This is a genomic window from Mucilaginibacter sp. FW306-07-L (assembly GCF_058782065.1).
This window is the reverse complement of record NZ_JBYSXI010000002.1, coordinates 595,523-613,008: the sequence shown is the minus strand read 5'-3', so window position 1 is coordinate 613,008 and position 17,486 is coordinate 595,523. Positions and strand designations below refer to the sequence as shown.

The 17,486-nt window shown below is 43.2% G+C and carries 17 protein-coding genes; 8 read left to right on the top strand and 9 right to left on the bottom strand.

Going from position 1 to position 17,486, the window contains the following annotated elements:
* Nucleotides 1–21 precede the first annotated feature (21 nt).
* The 6 genes from AC3WJC_RS12835 to AC3WJC_RS12810 all read right to left on the bottom strand — a co-directional run bounded on the left by AC3WJC_RS12835 (nt 22) and on the right by AC3WJC_RS12810 (nt 4,565).
* Nucleotides 22–450 carry a hypothetical protein gene (locus AC3WJC_RS12835; RefSeq protein WP_492399514.1) on the bottom strand — a complete coding sequence of 143 codons (429 nt, stop codon included), beginning with the start codon at nt 448–450 and terminating at the stop codon, nt 22–24.
* Nucleotides 451–459: 9 nt separating this feature from the next.
* Nucleotides 460–792 carry a DUF4134 domain-containing protein gene (locus tag AC3WJC_RS12830; protein ID WP_492399513.1) on the bottom strand — a complete coding sequence of 111 codons (333 nt, stop codon included), beginning with the start codon at nt 790–792 and terminating at the stop codon, nt 460–462.
* Between the two features lie 136 nt (nt 793–928).
* Nucleotides 929–1,399, bottom strand: a complete 471-nt coding sequence (locus AC3WJC_RS12825) for a hypothetical protein (protein ID WP_492399512.1) — start codon at nt 1,397–1,399, stop codon at nt 929–931.
* A gap of 210 nt (nt 1,400–1,609) precedes the next feature.
* Nucleotides 1,610–2,149, bottom strand: coding sequence for a hypothetical protein (locus tag AC3WJC_RS12820; protein ID WP_492399511.1), 540 nt, complete (start codon nt 2,147–2,149; stop codon nt 1,610–1,612).
* A 15-nt stretch (nt 2,150–2,164) separates the two neighbouring features.
* Nucleotides 2,165–3,418 (bottom strand): hypothetical protein, encoded by a 1,254-nt coding sequence (locus AC3WJC_RS12815; RefSeq protein WP_492399510.1) that lies wholly within the window; start codon nt 3,416–3,418, stop codon nt 2,165–2,167.
* A gap of 250 nt (nt 3,419–3,668) precedes the next feature.
* Complete coding sequence (locus AC3WJC_RS12810) at nt 3,669–4,565, bottom strand: LytTR family DNA-binding domain-containing protein (RefSeq protein WP_492399509.1); 897 nt, start codon at nt 4,563–4,565, stop codon at nt 3,669–3,671.
* 104 nt (nt 4,566–4,669) lie between these two features.
* Here AC3WJC_RS12810 and AC3WJC_RS12805 point away from each other — a divergent pair, with 104 nt between their 5' ends.
* From AC3WJC_RS12805 to AC3WJC_RS12770, 8 genes are all read left to right on the top strand, one after another.
* Complete coding sequence (locus AC3WJC_RS12805) at nt 4,670–5,101, top strand: hypothetical protein (RefSeq protein WP_492399508.1); 432 nt, start codon at nt 4,670–4,672, stop codon at nt 5,099–5,101.
* A 55-nt stretch (nt 5,102–5,156) separates the two neighbouring features.
* Nucleotides 5,157–5,735 (top strand): RNA polymerase sigma factor, encoded by a 579-nt coding sequence (locus AC3WJC_RS12800; protein WP_492399507.1) that lies wholly within the window; start codon nt 5,157–5,159, stop codon nt 5,733–5,735.
* A gap of 465 nt (nt 5,736–6,200) precedes the next feature.
* Nucleotides 6,201–7,445: a hypothetical protein gene (locus tag AC3WJC_RS12795; RefSeq protein ID WP_492399506.1), complete on the top strand. Its 1,245-nt coding sequence runs from the start codon at nt 6,201–6,203 to the stop codon at nt 7,443–7,445.
* A gap of 144 nt (nt 7,446–7,589) precedes the next feature.
* The gene (locus AC3WJC_RS12790; RefSeq protein ID WP_492399505.1) at nt 7,590–8,711 is read left to right on the top strand and encodes a FecR family protein; all 1,122 of its coding nucleotides are present in this window, start codon (nt 7,590–7,592) and stop codon (nt 8,709–8,711) included.
* 126 nt (nt 8,712–8,837) lie between these two features.
* Nucleotides 8,838–9,218 (top strand): hypothetical protein, encoded by a 381-nt coding sequence (locus AC3WJC_RS12785; RefSeq protein ID WP_492399504.1) that lies wholly within the window; start codon nt 8,838–8,840, stop codon nt 9,216–9,218.
* A 158-nt stretch (nt 9,219–9,376) separates the two neighbouring features.
* Nucleotides 9,377–12,934: a SusC/RagA family TonB-linked outer membrane protein gene (locus tag AC3WJC_RS12780; RefSeq protein ID WP_492399503.1), complete on the top strand. Its 3,558-nt coding sequence runs from the start codon at nt 9,377–9,379 to the stop codon at nt 12,932–12,934.
* A 7-nt stretch (nt 12,935–12,941) separates the two neighbouring features.
* The gene (locus AC3WJC_RS12775) at nt 12,942–14,282 is read left to right on the top strand and encodes a RagB/SusD family nutrient uptake outer membrane protein (protein ID WP_492399502.1); all 1,341 of its coding nucleotides are present in this window, start codon (nt 12,942–12,944) and stop codon (nt 14,280–14,282) included.
* Between the two features lie 4 nt (nt 14,283–14,286).
* Complete coding sequence (locus AC3WJC_RS12770) at nt 14,287–15,825, top strand: TlpA family protein disulfide reductase (RefSeq protein WP_492399501.1); 1,539 nt, start codon at nt 14,287–14,289, stop codon at nt 15,823–15,825.
* 50 nt (nt 15,826–15,875) lie between these two features.
* On the opposite strand, the gene AC3WJC_RS12765 is transcribed toward AC3WJC_RS12770, so the two are convergent.
* From AC3WJC_RS12765 to AC3WJC_RS12755, 3 genes are all read right to left on the bottom strand, one after another.
* Nucleotides 15,876–16,187, bottom strand: a complete 312-nt coding sequence (locus AC3WJC_RS12765; protein ID WP_492399500.1) for a hypothetical protein — start codon at nt 16,185–16,187, stop codon at nt 15,876–15,878.
* 79 nt (nt 16,188–16,266) lie between these two features.
* Complete coding sequence (locus AC3WJC_RS12760) at nt 16,267–16,710, bottom strand: MauE/DoxX family redox-associated membrane protein (RefSeq protein ID WP_492399499.1); 444 nt, start codon at nt 16,708–16,710, stop codon at nt 16,267–16,269.
* A complete protein-coding gene (locus tag AC3WJC_RS12755; protein ID WP_492399498.1) occupies nt 16,707–17,288 on the bottom strand; it encodes a hypothetical protein in 582 nt (193 codons plus the stop codon). The genes AC3WJC_RS12760 and AC3WJC_RS12755 overlap by 4 nt, the downstream gene beginning before the upstream one ends.
* Between the last annotated feature and the right edge of the window lie 198 nt (nt 17,289–17,486).

Genomic DNA, 17,486 nt, shown 5'->3' with positions numbered 1-17,486 from the left:
ATTCTTCATCAGTTCGCAAGCTTATAGCAGGTAGTCGTGTACCTGCGCGATTATCGCATGCCGCAGGTGGCGGTCGTCTTCCGTTTCTGTCGAGAAATTGAAGGTGTCGAAGGTTTCCTGGCAGGCTGCAATGAGGTTCACCACCTCGTAGGTCAGTACGCCGTCTTCCGAGAGCCTTTTGAAATCATCAGGAAATTCTTCTTCGAGTACACTGCGGATGTAGAGGAATTTGGAGGGTTTCAGGTCTGCGGTCAGCTCGTTTAAGGCAAGCTCTTCTATGATGTACTGCGGCTTGCCCTCGGCAAGCAGGCTATCAATCATAGGCAAGATGCCGCTAATCTTTTCATCAAGATACTTGGTAACCGAATAGTCCTCCTGGAGGCCCAACATCACATCGGGATTGTTGTGGACAATAAATGCCCACAACTTTTCTTTTAATTTTTCTACCATGATAATTTCTTAAGAGATGCCGAAGAAGGACTGGATCACTGTGGCCACCACCACAAGGAAGATGCAGCTGCCAAACCATGCGGCGGCAACCTTGCCGGTATCCTGGTCGCCTGCATTCCATTTTTGGTACACCTTGACGGCGCCTATCAATCCAAGGATAGCGCCCACGGCATACATGAGATTGGTACCGGCAGCAAAATAGCTGCGGACTTTGGTATTTGCTTCCTCGATGCCCTCAATACCGTCCTGGGCATTTGCGTTAATAGTGGCCAGAACAAGGAAAGCTCCGGCAATAAAAGCCCTTTGCAGGGCTGGCTTTTTAATCCAACTGCACATTTTCATAACTCACTTGATTTAAAAGATTTGTAAAAAAGAATAGTAAAAAACGGGAGGGGCATCGCCGTCGCATCGCACCATCTGTCTGTCACTCTTGCCCTTACGCACCGGCGTGGACAGGGAGCCCGCTTCCGTTATATTTTTATTGCTCCCAAAGCTTGTCTGCTTCGGCCTCGCTGACAGGTATATTTTGTTTGGCGCATTCTGAGGAAACCAATTCGTTGATCGCCGGGCGCATGCCATCGTTTTTAAGGGCTGGGTATTCCTTAAATACCAATGCCAGATATTCTTTTACTTCACCAGGCTGCGCTTTACGGATGGCGGCATCGCTGATGGTTTTGTTGACACGGCCGATCAGATGTTCCAGCTCGTCGTATTCACTTTCATTTGATTCCGCTGTGACATCAGCCGATGCGGTAACCTCGGTTTGATGCGGATGGGTCTGCGCAAGGCTCGCAGTTGCCGCTTTTGGCGCAACCCTGTCGCTGGTTTTATTTGCAAACCACGTGGTGAAGTCATTCCTGAAATAACGCACTGCGATGTAGAAATAATAGATGGCTGCCGATGCGGCTACTACCAGGAGATAGCTTTGCCATGAAATACCTGTAAACATATGCTCTCATTTTAATTGTTACACATAGTCCGCCGTCGCGGCTTGTTTAATTTCTGAGAGCAAAGTAAGGGCGTATGAGAACGCCGGTAAATTTCAACTTGTTGTTGAAACCCAAGTTGAAACCCTGAAACCCGTTACAGCCTTGAAAATACAATACATAAAAAAGCCCACCCTTTAGAGGCAGGCTTGGTGTTTTTATTCTTATTCTAATTAGAAATGCTGTTTCTGCAATATCCACTTACCATCATCTGACAAGGCGAAAGTCGCGGTCTTTTCCTTTTGCTTGCCTTTAAGGTCGGTGGTCGATAATACATGAAACGGCGTTAAGTTCTCGAATTGGGTACTATAAGTTACTGTTGCGGTCTTGTTATCCCCGTTGACAATAGACAAAACATCTACGATATCCTCATCCGCAAGTTTCACCGGCCGAATGAAATCTTTTTCATCCTCTTTAGATGCAAAGGGTCGCAAATAGGGTTTCGCTTTTTCGGTAAAAAATATGATCGGCACGACACCTTCTTCAAACATTCTGACCTTCCTTTTTATGGTAACCAGGCCTTGTTCCTCAAGTCCTGAGTTCATGATCATCCTGGCATGGCCGACATCGCGGCAAAAGATATGACGTTCGATTACGCGTGGATATTTGTATTCTTTCCGAAGCAATTGCTCGGCTTCATCCTTTGACAATTTTTTCTGGCTGCAACCGCTAAGTGTAACGGCCGCCATTACCAATATTATCAGTGCTTTCATAATACATAGTTTTGATCAATACTCCTTTATTTTATTTATGATCTTTTGTAAAGTTTCTATAGCAATTTCCTTATCCCGCTCTTCCGCTACATAAGCCTGGGTTCGCATACCTTTATAAGAGGGATTGGTCCTGTTAGTGGTAGAAAGGTGCGGAACGATGGTTTTAAAGACCTCGCTCAGCGAACGCGCTACCAGAATGCGCAGGTCATCGGCAGCCCTAAGGATTAGCCCCGCCTGGTCTGACGACAGCTTCACCAACACTTTTTGTAAAACCTTGGTCTCTATTTTATCTACTGCCTTATCTTTTGCAATTGGCCGCTCACTACTTTCTGAAGACCATTCCAATTCTTTTTCGAGATACCTGATTTCTTCAGCAAACCAGTCGTTTAGTGCCCGGCTAAGATGGTGGTATCCCGGATTGAGGACTAAGCCTGGTTTAGGCAGGATATGCCGGAAAGCCTTTTGATAGAGCAGCAAAATTTTTAATCGCTCTCTCGTGTCATTAAGGCTGTCCAGATGCATGAAAATCTTACGCGTAAGTAGTTTAATAAATCCTTTGCTGTTATAATTAAGGTAGATCAGCATATGCTCTACCGGTGTGAATAGCATATCAGGCTCATTTTTCCATCTGATCTCTTCAAGGTGGCGCAACAATTCTTCCTTGTATCGTATATCCCTGTACCGAACACGGAAGGGTATCGGGCGGGATGAAGCCGCGAAGTGCCGCAGCCTTTTAAATATCTCCCCGGCGACCATTTCTTCGGGATGGGTAAGTACTTTCTGCTCGATAGCGCTAAGTCGGGTGACCAGTTCCTTTCGTTGGCGGCAAAGGGTTACCAGCGGCACAGTTTGGAGCGGGCTATGGTGTTCGTGGAAGTAGTTGTCGATATAATTGATTATCGCTTCGACCGTTGCGGTGTAACTTTCAAAAGATTGCTTAGCAGCAGCAATTTTATCTTCTTTATCTTGCCACTCGATTGTAATTCGGTCCAATAACCGGGTAAGACTTGCATGGTAGCGTTGCACGAGCTGCCGGATCTCTTTTTCCCGGCCAAGTGCCAGTGCCTGGTTATTGATGAAAGCCCGAAGGCTGGCCGATTCAGCGTCAAGTTGTTTATTAAATTCTTCAATGTTGATTGCAGCATCCGGCGATGGAAACAGGAATACATCGGCCAATTGTTCCAGTTCCTGCAGAGGATAGTAATGCTCAGATGCTGAATGTGTTGGTAATTGCTGTAACATATTCATACTGTAATAAATTTGGAACACTTACCACAATTAGCAGCCCAATGCCAAACCCGCGTTTTCATGGTGCCGCCTAAATCGTTGAATGCCCATTATTTCCGATATGTTGCGCAAGGCATTCATTTCTTTATCTGGGGGACTCAGGTATTTCAATGGGGAAATCAACACTGAATGTGGGGAATTCAGCATTTTAATTTAAACCCTAATCCCTTAAAGAAAAGCCGTTTCCGGCCTTTAGGACACTATATTGCACAATCTGTGCCGTTGTGTAGGCTTATCTGTCCATCCATATTTTAAAATCCGGCACCCTGTCCTCGCTGATTATAAAAAGCCGCTCATGTTCTTTTGGTACCTTGGCATCTTTGGCATAAGGTGCAGGATCAAGCGTGAGCTCCAACGTTTTGTTTTTTCCGGGACGGTAAAACCCGCAGGCTTTGAAATTGACGATCATCTGCCGGTTGATGCGGAAAAACATGCTTTTATCCAGCATCGCTTCTAATTGTTTCAGTGGTATATCCAGCCGGTAGCTGTCACTAAGGGAGGCCATGCTTTCTGTCCGCATAAATACATTGCCTTTAAGTATAAAGAAGTAGGAGACATCCTTCAACTGTACCGGAATGGACCGGATGGGCGTATCAACAATAAGCACTTCACGCGGTTGCGGTGCCTGTTCGGGCGCTTCACTTTCAATGCTCCGATTTATCTTTGCTCTGAGCAGGTAAGAATTTAGTCCGAAGTAATACAGGTTTAGCACCAGGAGCATGAGCAGGATGATGGTATAGTCTTCACGCAAGTAAGAGGTTTGCAGGATGTGTACGCCCATAAGGGCAAAGAATACCGCTGCCAAGAGGAAAGCCCCGACAGCAGGCGCAAGGAAACCAAGCAAGCCTTGCCGAAAAAGCCGTTGCATGGGGTGGTCATGCCAATCAAACCGCTTATCCAGCCGCACTGTTATAAGATGAATGTAGGTGGTAAGCGTTATTGATATGACAAAACTGGCGGCCATTCCCCTCCAGTACGAAGGCGTAAATATCGCTTCAAAGAAAGTATCAGGCTCGTTATACATCACAAGGATGTGGGAAGCAATGAGTGCCAAAACTATCCTGAAAAACATATCATTATATAAATCTTCCGACGCTGGCCGGTGGTCTCGTATCTTAAAAAGTGCCATAACATCTTTGCTTTGAAGGAAAAATGAACGGTGTTGCAACAATTATATCAAATTATTGTCACTTTTAGAAGTTGTAAATTAACCTTTAAGCAATATTGTAGATATTGGTTTTGCTATTAATTGTATCAAAAACATCAATCTTACCTGACATGGCAAAACTACCTTTCACCCCACAGGGCGTTAAACAAAAGTTTCATGAAATCTACGCCCTTCCCCAATCAGACATTAACGCGCATGCGAGCAGGATCGCATCTGACCTTCCCGGCTGGATGAACGCTGAGTTTACGCTCAACCAAAAAGAGTCTCAGTACCTTGATTCCATCGACGAGGAATTTTTAGGCTTCCTTTCCGGGGAATTGTCCCTGGCTGTTGAGCAAAAGCTGCCGATTTATCTTGACCCTCCGTACCCTCCGGTGGATGATACGGGCAGCAAGCGTATCAGGGTACGTAAGACAGTTGACCGCTATTACCGTAACGGGCAAATTCTGCCGGCAACGGGCGGGGTTAACATTACGATTGAATACCTGAATGGGTAAGAATTAATTCTATTTTAATATACGCTTTAAAACCAGTATTTTGGCATAACGTTCTATGCCAAAATACTGTGTCCTCAACGATGTAGACCTGGCATCCTTACTCTTGAAGGGTGATGAGCGCGCCTTTGCCGAGATTTACGACCGTTACTGGGCTTTACTTTACCGCCATGCGCTTCGTATGTTGGATGATGAGGACCAGGCGGGCGATGTGGTGCAGGAGGTGTTTTTATCGTTATGGAATAAAGCAGCCGAAATCACTATCACCACTTCTTTATCGTCTTTCTTATACACAGCGGTCCGCAACAGGATTTTGAATTACTGGACGAGCGAGAAAGTGCGGCAAAAGCACATTGCTTCTTTCCAGAATTTTATACAGCATGAAGAAAGCCGGACAGATCATAAGGTGCGAGCTCAAATGCTTACCGAGCTTATTGAACAGGAAGTCGCCAGGTTGCCTGAGCATATGCGTAAAGCTTTTGAGCTCAGCCGGAACCATGATCTATCCTATAAAGAGATCGCTGAAGAATTAGGGGTCTCTGAGCATGTCGTGCGGAACAACATCAGCCGGGCTTTAAAGATTTTAAGGGTAAGGCTTGGGGATTTGGCGGTCCTTTTACTATTTCTAAACAGTTAAAGAAATAGCCTCCCGGGTGGAAATCTCCTCACAAAACCAGTCCGGAAGGCTTTTATTGCAATAAAATTGGCTGCAATAGCAGGCCTCTCCTCAAAAACCTGCATTGTCGATGCGAATTTTATTAGGCAGTGCAATTTACAACGATACCTTTTAGAGAGTTGTTAACGAACTGTTAATCGTTAGGCAGCTTCAAACTCAAAGACAGCCATAACAAGAAATGCCAAAGCAATTGTAAGTCAGTAAGTTAATTGTACACAATTACGAGAAGTTGATGTGACATAATAATACAGTTTGAAGCAGTTATGTTCACAGATTTCAAGTGTTTTAGTATTAATTTATGCTTCGACTTAGAGATATTAAAGTATATATTAATAAGTAAATCCTGTAATATTATAAATAGCTTGCTAATCAGGAAAAGCTGACCTAACTTGTTTTCTTTTATGCAATCAGCTATTGCAAATTAATATGAATAAATCACGAGGCTTATTATATCCGGCAATACATAAATTTTACAGTGCACTGAGCAGCTTGGAGAAATTTGAAAAAGGAACTAACTTTTTCGATAATATAGGCTATCTGGATAATTTTTTCTCAGAATACAGGAATATTACCTTTGTTCTTCAACATTCTTTGGCTCATACCGACTTTTTGGTTACCTATGAAAGGCTGCGCAATGAATACCTTGTTAATAGTGTTGGTAAATGGTTTGTAGAAAAGCGTAATGAGGTATTAAAACAACAGCCTTTTAATCTGGAAAAACGCATCGTTATCACTATTTATTCTGCTGAGGCGACAGTATCGCTCCCTGAGTTGGTTTTAACGATTGATAACGATGTAGAAATTTCGACAATTGTCGAATCCTTGCGTGCCACTTTTATGAGCCTGCGGCAACTTGAGGTAATGTTTTCGACCGAGTTTTTCTTTTACGAACAAGGCCACACCGAAGACCTGTATGATAATTTTATTTTCGGCATCAACCAAATGAAACTCCTTTTGGCGGCGTTGAAACAGGCTATAAATGAGCCTTGTCAATTATCCGATGAGTTGGAAAGCAAAATAGATAAAATGAATTTCTACCAGGTACCCAAAGACTTTCTTTTAGTGGATGATTACGTTTTTTTTGTTAAATCATACACATTTGAAAAAGCGTCCCGAGTAGCTATGTGGGCCGGGCCTGCCAAGGCAAGAAGCCCAATAGAAAATCTGAATAAGGCGTATCCTAATGGAGACTTGTTTAACAAATTTGAATTAATGCATTTGGTGATATTCCAAATGCAAAAAACCTTGATGCCTACCTGTTTGGTTGTTTACAGCGATAATACTTTCGAGCTTCTCTCTTTTGGATTCTCGATCAAAACAACAGTATATCGAAAATTTAATGAGATCGCCAAACGCATTGAAGCGGATGTAATTACTGATGTACTTTTTGTGACCGAAATGTATGTTTACGATACAAAACATCTTAACAAGGAGAGCCGAGAAAGAGTTAAACATGCTCAAAATGAAATATTGGCTTTTTATATGGTTAATAAGGATTTGGTAACGAAGGCCCATTCTTATGATTCGAAAAAAGTTAATGATTTTAACTATATCGCCTCGGTGATGTTTGCCAAACCAGAGAAACCTCAATTACCTTATTTTATGAACCCCGTCATACACGAATTTGACAGGCTGAAGTCAAAATCAGACAATGACCCAATGCATAATTGATTACGTTATATGTAATATTTAGATATCATCTTCTTATACCGAAACTGTCACATCAACTTTACTTATCGACAGCAAACTAATTTTTATTTTTTTTGAGAGTACATACTGACGGGCGCTGTCATTACTATATAACACATAGTATTGATGGAACCAAAGCAAATTGAAGCACTGCTCGAAAGGTATAATGATGGTAAAGCATCTGCCGATGAAATGGCCCTGCTCGAAAGCTGGTACCTTTCACAAGGTAAAAAGCTTCCTGCCTATGGAGGCGAAATTGACTATCAGGCAAAGAAACAAGAGCTGTGGCAGGCAATCAATAAACGCCGGGGCCACAATCCTTCAAAAGTATATCCGTTACTGCCACGCCTTGCGGCAGCCGCGTCCATTGTCCTGGCCGTAGGGCTGGGTTGGTATTTCTTCCTGAAACCAAATACTCAAAAGGAACAGCAAACAATTGCTTCCACCCATGATGCGGCGCCGGGCAGTAATAAGGCCATCCTTACCCTCGCTGACGGCAGCAGTGTCGAACTGGATTCACACGCAAAGGGCACACTTGCCATGCAGGGCAATACAGCCATTACCAAAAATGGGCAAGGCCTCATCAGCTATAATGCTAAAGTTGCAGGTATTGAAAAGATGGCCTACAATACCATAACCACGCCTAATGGCGGTGAATACCAGGTGCTTTTACCTGACGGCACGCATGTTTGGCTTAATGCTGCTTCTTCACTCAGATATCCGGTTGCCTTTACCGGTAAAGAGCGCAGGGTTGAGTTAACAGGCGAGGCTTATTTTGAAGTTGCCCATAACAAAGCCAAACCATTTAAAGTCATTACCGGCCTGCAAAGCGTGGAAGTACTCGGCACCCATTTTAATATTAATGCCTACAGCGATGAGGCTTTCATAAGAACAACTCTCCTTGAGGGCTCCGTTAAGGTTATAAAGAGCGATGATCAGACTGCGTTGCTAAAGCCAGGACAGGAAGCGTGTGTAGGAAGCGACATTAAAGTACAGGAGGCGGATACATATCCTGCCGTAGCATGGAAGAATGGCAAGACATACTTCAAAGATGCAGATATTCAAACCATCATGCGATCCATTACCCGATGGTATAATATAGAAGTTGTCTATAAGGGAACAATAACCAAAGAGCTTTTTACAGGGGGTATTTCCCGTAAATCTAATTTATCAAATCTGCTAAGGATATTGGAGACCGGCGGCATACATGCCCGTATAGATAATAGAAGAATAATTATAACTCCATAATATTAACCCTTAACCCCTTCGCTTATGTAAATAAAAGATCATGTTTAGTTAATTCAAAGGGTCGGTAATGCTTCCAACATCTACCGGCCTTAATTTCAAATCCTTCTAACAAACTATTAAAAATTTATGCCATTACAACCATTAACCCCGGCTGGGGTAACCGCCAAAACCACTGAATTGTACGCCCTTTCAAATACTTTGCTAAGCGCACAGGCAGATGCTGTGGAATCCGATTTCCGGGACTGGGTAAAAGATAATTTTACCCTTACTACCGCCCAGAGCACCTATTTAAATTCAATGAACGATAATGCGGTTAAATACTACGGTACACAATGTTCTACTGCTTTTCGTTCTCGGTTATCCATTACCCTCACAGTAGGTCCTGACCCTGGTTCCGGTTCTTCCAAATGGGTAGTTTCACAGGACTCGATGATTGTTTCCACAAATGCCTCAGGCGCTTGGGAAGCTATCGGCTCGCTGGCTTTTAAATTTGAATACCGCACCTGATAGTTTTTAAAAGCTTGTGCGAGGCTAAACTAAAATACTGTAGCCCAATAAGGCCGGTGAGTGCTTCCAACACTCCCCGGCTTAACGTCGGGGCAAAAGCCGGGCAAGCCGGAAAATCCTTCTAACGATTTAACTATTAACCCTAACTCGACAAAAGTATGAATATTTTTACGCTTCCCTATAGGGAGCGGCTGGTCAAAATTTTACTGATCATGAAGCTTGTTTCCTTCTTTATTTTGCTGGCTTGTTTTTCCGTCTCTGCCTCAGTCGTCGCGCAGACCATAACTCTTAATGAAAAGAACGCTCCTTTGAGCAAAGTCTTTAAATTAATTGAAGGGCAGAGCGGCTATAGCTTTTTCTATAAAAACGAAGTGCTCAAAACAGCCAAACCTGTAACAGTTACTATCAGCAATGCAACCCTTGGCGATGCCCTGGCAAAATGTTTTGAAGGTCAGCCTCTTGCTTATGAAGTTATTGATAACACCATAACAATTAAGCCTAAAGTGAGGGCCTTTACTAAAAGATTAAAAGACCTGTTTTCTGTACCTAAAAAGGTGTCGGGACGAGTAAGTGATACCGCAGGCACACCGTTGCCCGGGGCGAGCATCCGCATTCAGGATAAGGACATACTGTATACAACCCCTTCCAACGGCGAGTTTTCTATAGAAGCCGAATTAGGCGATGTAGTAATCATTTCTTTCGTGGGTTATGCCCCTGTCACCTTTGTGGTAAGCGACGACCTGTCTTTTCAAAACATAATATTACACCGTCTAAACAGTACCCTAAATGAAGTGTCTGTTCTTTCAACTGGGTACCAATCTGTACCCAGGGAGCGCGCGACCGGCAGCTTTTCGCAGCCAAACAAGCAATTATACGAATCCCGTGTAAGTACGGACGTTATAAGCAAACTCGACGGAATAACAAGCGGCCTTATCTTTAATACTACCGGGATAACCAGTAGCAATACGCCAAAGCTCAGCGTCAGGGGCCGAAGTACTATTTATGCTAATGACAATCCACTTATCGTGGTCGACAACTTCCCTTATGATGGCGATATTAGTAATATCAATCCTAATGATGTGGAGAGCGTCACCATCTTAAAAGATGCCGCCGCCGCTTCTATTTGGGGTGTTCAGGCCGGTAACGGGGTTATCGTAATCACTACTAAAAAAGGCGCCAATAACTCACCATTGAATATTCGCTTCAACAGCAATTTAACCATTGCTAATAAGCCCAACCTGTATTACGACCGGAATTTTTTGCCTTCGTCATCCTATATTGATGTAGAGAAATACCTGTTTGATAAGGGGTATTATGATGGAGAAATTGCACTTAACGATCCGTCAGATCCCAATTCCACTTTTACCCCTTTGTCGCCGGTAGTTGTATTGCTGAACAGGGTAAAGTCAGGTTTGATTTCACAATCCAGCGCCGAAAGCCAAATAAATGCTATTCGCAATAATGATGTGCGCGCAGACCTTTCTAAATATTTTTATCAAAGGTCGCTGAACCAGCAATACCTATTGAGCCTTGATGGAGGCCTAGAAAAGTATAAGTACTATTTTTCCGCCGGTTACGATAATAACAGGCTTAACCAGGTTGGTAGCCAATCTGACAGGTTGACAATTAATAGCCAAAATACTTTTCAGGTATTTAAGTCCTTACAATTCAATGCAGGCATTAATTATGTTCATAGCAGTCAGACTGCCGATAATACACTATCCCAATTGTCTCCGGGTGGCCGCTTCCTTACTGTCTTTCCATATACGCAGTTGAAAAAGGCCGCTGGAGCGCTACCTATTGTCAAAGACTACAACTCTTCTTTTGTGCAAAATGCAGAAAATCGTGGCTTCTTAAATTGGCAATTTCTCCCTGTCGATGAATTAAATAACGGATATAACACTTTGGCCAACCAGCTAAATGATATCCGGCTAACCACAGGGTTAAGGTACAGTATTATAAATGGCTTAAATGCTGATATAAAATACCAGTACCAAAAAACTCTGGCCGATACCCGCAGCCTTGGGACCGCAGAAAGCTATTATGCACGAAACCTGGTCAACCAATATTCATCCCTTGATGCTAACGGGAATGTTTCAGGAAGGAATATTCCGGCTGGTGGTATTTTAAACCAATTCGATTCAGGACAGGACGCACACCATTTCCGTGGGCAGCTGGACTACGCCCTTTCAGGCGGCCGCTCGCAACTTGCCGCAATTGCAGGATACGAGATCACCGAGGTAAGCTTTAAGGGCAGTAGTAATTTACTATATGGCTATGATGAAAACCTGGGTATTTCAACGCCGGTTGATTATGTAAACGGGTTTACATTAACACCTGGAAATGGATTTAATACGATTCCTTATGGTAACACCAGCGTCGGCACCTTGGACCGCTACCGTAGTTACTTTGCTAATGCTGCTTATACTTATGACGAAAAATATACCGTTTCAGCAAGTGGCCGCATAGATGCTTCAAATTATTTCGGTGTTAATACTAACCAGAAGTCAGTGCCTTTATGGTCAGTGGGTGCTAAGTGGGATTTATCTAAAGAGAATTTTTATAAGATAGCGATGCTTCCCTCGCTACAATTTAGAGGATCGTATGGCTTTCAGGGAAATTTAGACAAGACATTATCTGCATATAATACAATAAGTTATGTAGCCACCCCGGCACAATACACCAACGCTTTATTAGCAACACTGCGAAATGTGGGGAATCCCGAATTGCGCTGGGAAAAAGTAAGGCAGCTTAATGTAGCGTTGGACTTTGCTACAATAGGACAGCGCCTAACAGGAACAGTTGAGATGTACTTCAAAAAAGGCATTGACCTAATAGGTTTTTCCGTTTTTGCCCCAAGTACGGGTATAACGCAAATGAAGGGCAATTATTCCGGCATTTCGGGTAAGGGTATTGATATCCAGCTTAATTCACAAAATATCAAAGGCAAGTTTAGTTGGTCCAGTTCTTTCCTGTTCAGCCGTGCTACCGATAAGGTAACCCTCTATACCGGCACTCCGTTTACTGCCAATAACCTGGTTGGCACCGGCAAAAATATTCTACCGGTAGTTGGGAGGCCTGTCTACGGATTGTACAGCTATAAATGGGCCGGGCTGAGCGCGACCAGCGGCGATCCGCAGGGCTACGATAATCAAATGGCCTTAAGTACGGATTTCGCGGCGCTCAGAAATCCGGCTGACATATCTCAAATAACATATCACGGCCCGTCAAGGCCAGTAACCTTCGGGGGTTTCGGTAATCGTTTCACCTACGATGGTTGGGCATTGGCCTTCAATATCAGCTACAAATTGGGATACTATGTACGTAGGAACAGTCTAAGCTATACCAGCCTTTATGATCAGGGAGTAGGGAATGTGGAATACCTGAACCGTTGGCAAAAACCCGGAGATGAACTACTGACCAATGTGCCTTCACAAGTTTATCCCGGTAACTCAAACCGCGACTATTTCTATAATTATTCCGAAGCGACCGTCGAGAAAGGTGATCATGTCCGATTACAGGACATTACATTAAGCTACGATCTGTTCCGCTCAAAATACCGTTGGCTGCCACTCAAGTCTGTACAGGTTTATGGATATGCCAACAACATCGGGATTTTGTGGCGTGCCAACAAGGTAAAACTTGATCCGGACTATCCTACTACGGGATGGCCGGCACCGCGGACAATCAGTTTTGGTATTAAAGGCACTTTATAATATTATCATGAAAAATCGAAGATTAATTTATATACTCACTTTTGCGGTATTTATAGCAGCCACTGCCGCTTGTAAAAAAGACTGGCTGGATGCCAAGCCTTCACAGGATCTTGCCGTGCCCACAACGGTCAGGGATTTCCAGTCCCTGCTCGATAATACAAACCTATTCAATATTACTGTCGGTGGTATGGGAGAGCTATCCTCAGACAACTTCTACATAACCCCTGCCACCTGGCAGGCAAGAAACCTTACCGAGCGGTATCTTTACATATGGGCGAAGGATATATTTGAAACGCGTACTGCCGGCGAATGGAATACGCCGTATCAGCGTGTCCTTGTTGACAATATAGTTCTGGAAGGGCTGGAAAATATTCCGGACCACACCACCGAAGATTGGAAAACGGCAAAGGGAACGGCATTTTTTTTCCGCGCCTTTGACTTCTATGGTTTATCACAGGTTTTTTGCAGGGAGTATTCACCAAGTGCCGCGACTGATCCGGGTATAGTTTTGCGCCTTGACGGTAATGTAAATTCTCCCGTACAGCGTGCAACGATACAGCAGACCTATGACCAGGTGATTTCAGATTTGCGGCAGGCTCGAAACTTAGTGCCGCAAACATCACAATATAAAACCAGACCATCGTTGCCTGCTGTTTATGGAATGTTGGCTAGGGTGTACCTGAGCATGGAAAACTATGGACAATCTGAAAAGTACGCGGACAGCTGCTTACAGCTATACAATAAATTGCTCACCTACAGCACGCTAAATGCATCCGCAGCCCGTCCTTTCGCCCTCTTTAACGACGAAGTCATCTTACATTGGGGCCTTACCAACTTTGCCACGTTTAGTTCAGCAATCGTTGACCCTGCGCTGTATGATTCCTACAATGCAAATGATTTGCGTAAAGCGCTTTTTTTCACAGCGACTAAAACATTCCGCAACCAATATACCGGCTCGGCGGTGCCTTTTTGCGGCTTGGCCACCGATGAAATACTGCTGATACGCGCGGAAAGCCGGGCAAGGAATAATAACCTGTCGGGCGCTGCCGAAGACCTTAATACTTTACTGGTCAAAAGATGGAAGCAGGGTACCTACCAACCGTATTCATTTTCTTCACAGGATCAGGCATTAACTGTGATCCTAAATGAAAGAAGAAAGGAATTAGTAATGCGAGGATTGCGCTGGAGTGATTTGAGAAGGCTCAACAAAGATAGCCGTTTCGCTTTAACACTCACCCGCGAGCTAAGCGGAACAAAGTACATCTTACCGCCCGGCGACCCCCGGTACGTATTACCCATTCCCCAAGCCGAAACAGATAATAGTGGTATTACTCAAAACCCCCGTTAATTACATGAAAAATTTTATAATATTTATATTCTGCGCCTTAGTACTGAACAACGGTGCAGCCTTATGTCAAGGCAAAAAGCAAAGTGCACCACAGCCCATTGAAATATCAGGCCATGTGGAAACACATGCCTCTGATTCCCTTACATTGTATGTATGGTACGATATTCTGTCTGGTAACAAAAGATTTAACAACCCAAGCCAAGTATATAAAAGCGCTATAAAGGACGGGGCCTTTCACTTTAAAACACGGCCTTTAAAGGATGTGGCCTATATAGAGATCGCTTATGGTGAATCTTCAGCCGCGTTCCCGTATACCTTCTTTAAACCTTATATCATTTCGCCGGGAAGTAAAATTATTATGACGGAAACTAAACGCACCGGTTTGGTGAGTAAAGCTGTGTACGGATATGAGCACTGCAATGATTGCAGTACCTTAAGCTTTAAAGGCAAAGGAAGTAAGAGCTTATCTCTTCAATGGGAGCTTGACGAGAAAGAAAAGCAAAATAAAGATTTGTATTTTAAATCGTCAAATAGAGGGGACAGCGTTAAGTCCCGGTCTGACCAACTAACCAAATTGGTGTACCGAGATATGATTAACCTAGGAAAAGGAAAGGATGTGATCATAAAGCACTATAAGGCTTCCATTTCCCCCTCCGTACTGAATATCATTAAAGCTAATACCTTGGCCAGTAATATGCTATACTTTTTTAATTCTGCTAACCGCATGAGCGACGACGGGAAATACCTTCCCGCGGATGAAATGGTCCGTGCTGTGAACGCTTTTTTTTCGACAAAACAAGCTAATTTTAACATTCACGCTCAAATACCAGAGACAGGCCTTCTTAAATCTTACAAATATATCTCTATGTGTATAGCAAGGAGTGTTTTTGAAAGTGTTTATGTACTGCCGAAAAAAAATACATTTGCAATCCTAGAAGAACGATTTAGTGGCAATATGCGTGATCAGGTCTTAACAAAGTATCTGTATTATCATACCAAAATACCAAAATATGATAGCCTTTTGAATAGAGCCGCGGCACTTGTCAAGGATCAAAGCTATCAACAAGTCTTGTGGCAACTTAAAAAAAGCTTATTGGTGGGTAGCCCGGCGTATGATTTTGCATTGCCTGACAGTTTAGGGAAGATTGTACGTTTATCCGATTTTAAAGGGAAAGTGGTTTTAATTGACTTTTACTACACCGGTTGCTCCGGGTGCAGCGGTTATTTTCAGAATGCGGTTACGCCAGCCGAAAAATTATTTCATGATAATCCTGATGTAGTCTTTGTTGCCATTTCAATTGACAAGAAAGATATCTGGCATAAAGGATTAAAGACCGGCCTATATACTTTCCCGCAAGGGATCAATCTTTACACTGCCGGTAAAGGAAACAGGCATCCGGTATCCGAGCATTACTTGTTATCTTCTTTTCCTAATCCGCTGCTGGTAGGCAAGGATGGTAAAGTTATCACCAATGATATGGAACGGTTGGGCTATATAAAACCATCAAATCTCATTAGCGAAATAAATAATGCTTTGCACTAAGTAGAGGTGGCAGGAAGTGATAGTCTTCCCGCCATTCCTTTTTCTACTAACTACTGGATTTCTCCATCCTGAATTACTTCAACAAAGGAACCTGTGGGATGGCTGTTCAGCGCTGGTGCTGTTGTCTGTGACCAGTTGGCCTTACATGTGACATCGGGATTGAATTCACAATCACCTGATGAGGTGCCCCGATATTCATAATCTGCCGCGTTTGTAGAGCGGTCAGGACCACTAACCCTTACAAAACTGTAATCGGCAAAACCGTTTTCATCCACTTTAGGAGCGTTTGATTTTGCGGTTGTGAACGCGCTTCCTACAGCAAACACAACGGCAGCTGCAAGGATAAAAGAAACTTTTTTCATAATGTTATAATTAAAATTGGTTGCCTACTCTGTCAAAGGTTTTCGGCTTCCCCTTAATTTCTCGGCCAAAAAATATTATTTAAGATCGAATCGCGGTCGATCGGTTATTTCTGATTGGATGATCAAGGTAAATACCAAGTGACGATATGATAACATAGAAAAGATTCAGTGCCAAATGCTGTGCCCACGTCAGGTGTTTGATTACACCACCACAACTGCAGGGGATATACCTAAAGCTGTGCATCAGTACCAACGCTGTATAAAGGGTGAACATAGCCATAAGCGCCATTGATGCCCACAGCCCCCTATGCCGCCAGGACGGTATCAACAGGCTGATCACGGTGCCAATTTCAAGTAACGGTATTAACCAGATTAATATAGGGGTCAGCACATTGGGGAAAGGCTGATTATTCAGGTCCTGGCGAAATCCTTGAAAGTCTAAAAACTTACTTAAGGAAGAATAGAGAAATAACACGACTATCAATGCAGTAATCAGTTCTATATAAATTCGCCTGCTGTTCATCTCATATTATTTTTATCGTTCTCTATTTCATGGTGGCCCGCGAAATGTCGGGTGTACTTGTATTTTCTCGTGCTTACAACGACGCTGTATGATTTCGGAATTTTACGATGTATGAAATAACCAGTTACCGATAGCGTAAGCAATCCAAAGTGAACGACTAAATGTTGTTTCCAACTGTAGTGCTTTCCCAGCAGATTGATGCATGTATAAGGTAATTTTGAAGGGAGGCTTTCCTTGAAACATATAATTGTAACTATATAACCGGCAGTTAAAAAGGCGTTCATTAAAAATGTGTCGTTATATAACTTTGATGGCAAAGCAGTGTATCTGGCCAATAAAAAAACACCGATAGTCCCCATTTCCAAAGAAATCCCCGCTGTTGCTAAAAGCATTAAAACGGGAAGCCAGTAATCAGGAGGGCCTGACGGGATAAAGGGAGGATCGCTCTCTAATCTCCATAGCGCGCTTGGCATTGTTTCTCTTGTGAAAAAAGTATAAATAAACTTTCCAATTATGTCATAAGATAAGGCAACAGCTAATAGCAAGCCAATAACTATAGTTACAAATTTTATCCGCATAATTAAACATTAAAGGTTTAGGTTTTGGATTGGAATTTCGGTAGTCAGGTTCAGTAACTGAAGCGCTGTAAGTATCGGTGGGTTAAAAGTATAAACAAAAGAAAGTACGAGTCAATGGGTGAGTTTTTGCCGACAAAAAAAGGTGACGAAAAAACAGATGAACTGCAAGAAAAACCGTTAAGAGGAAAATTGTCCCTA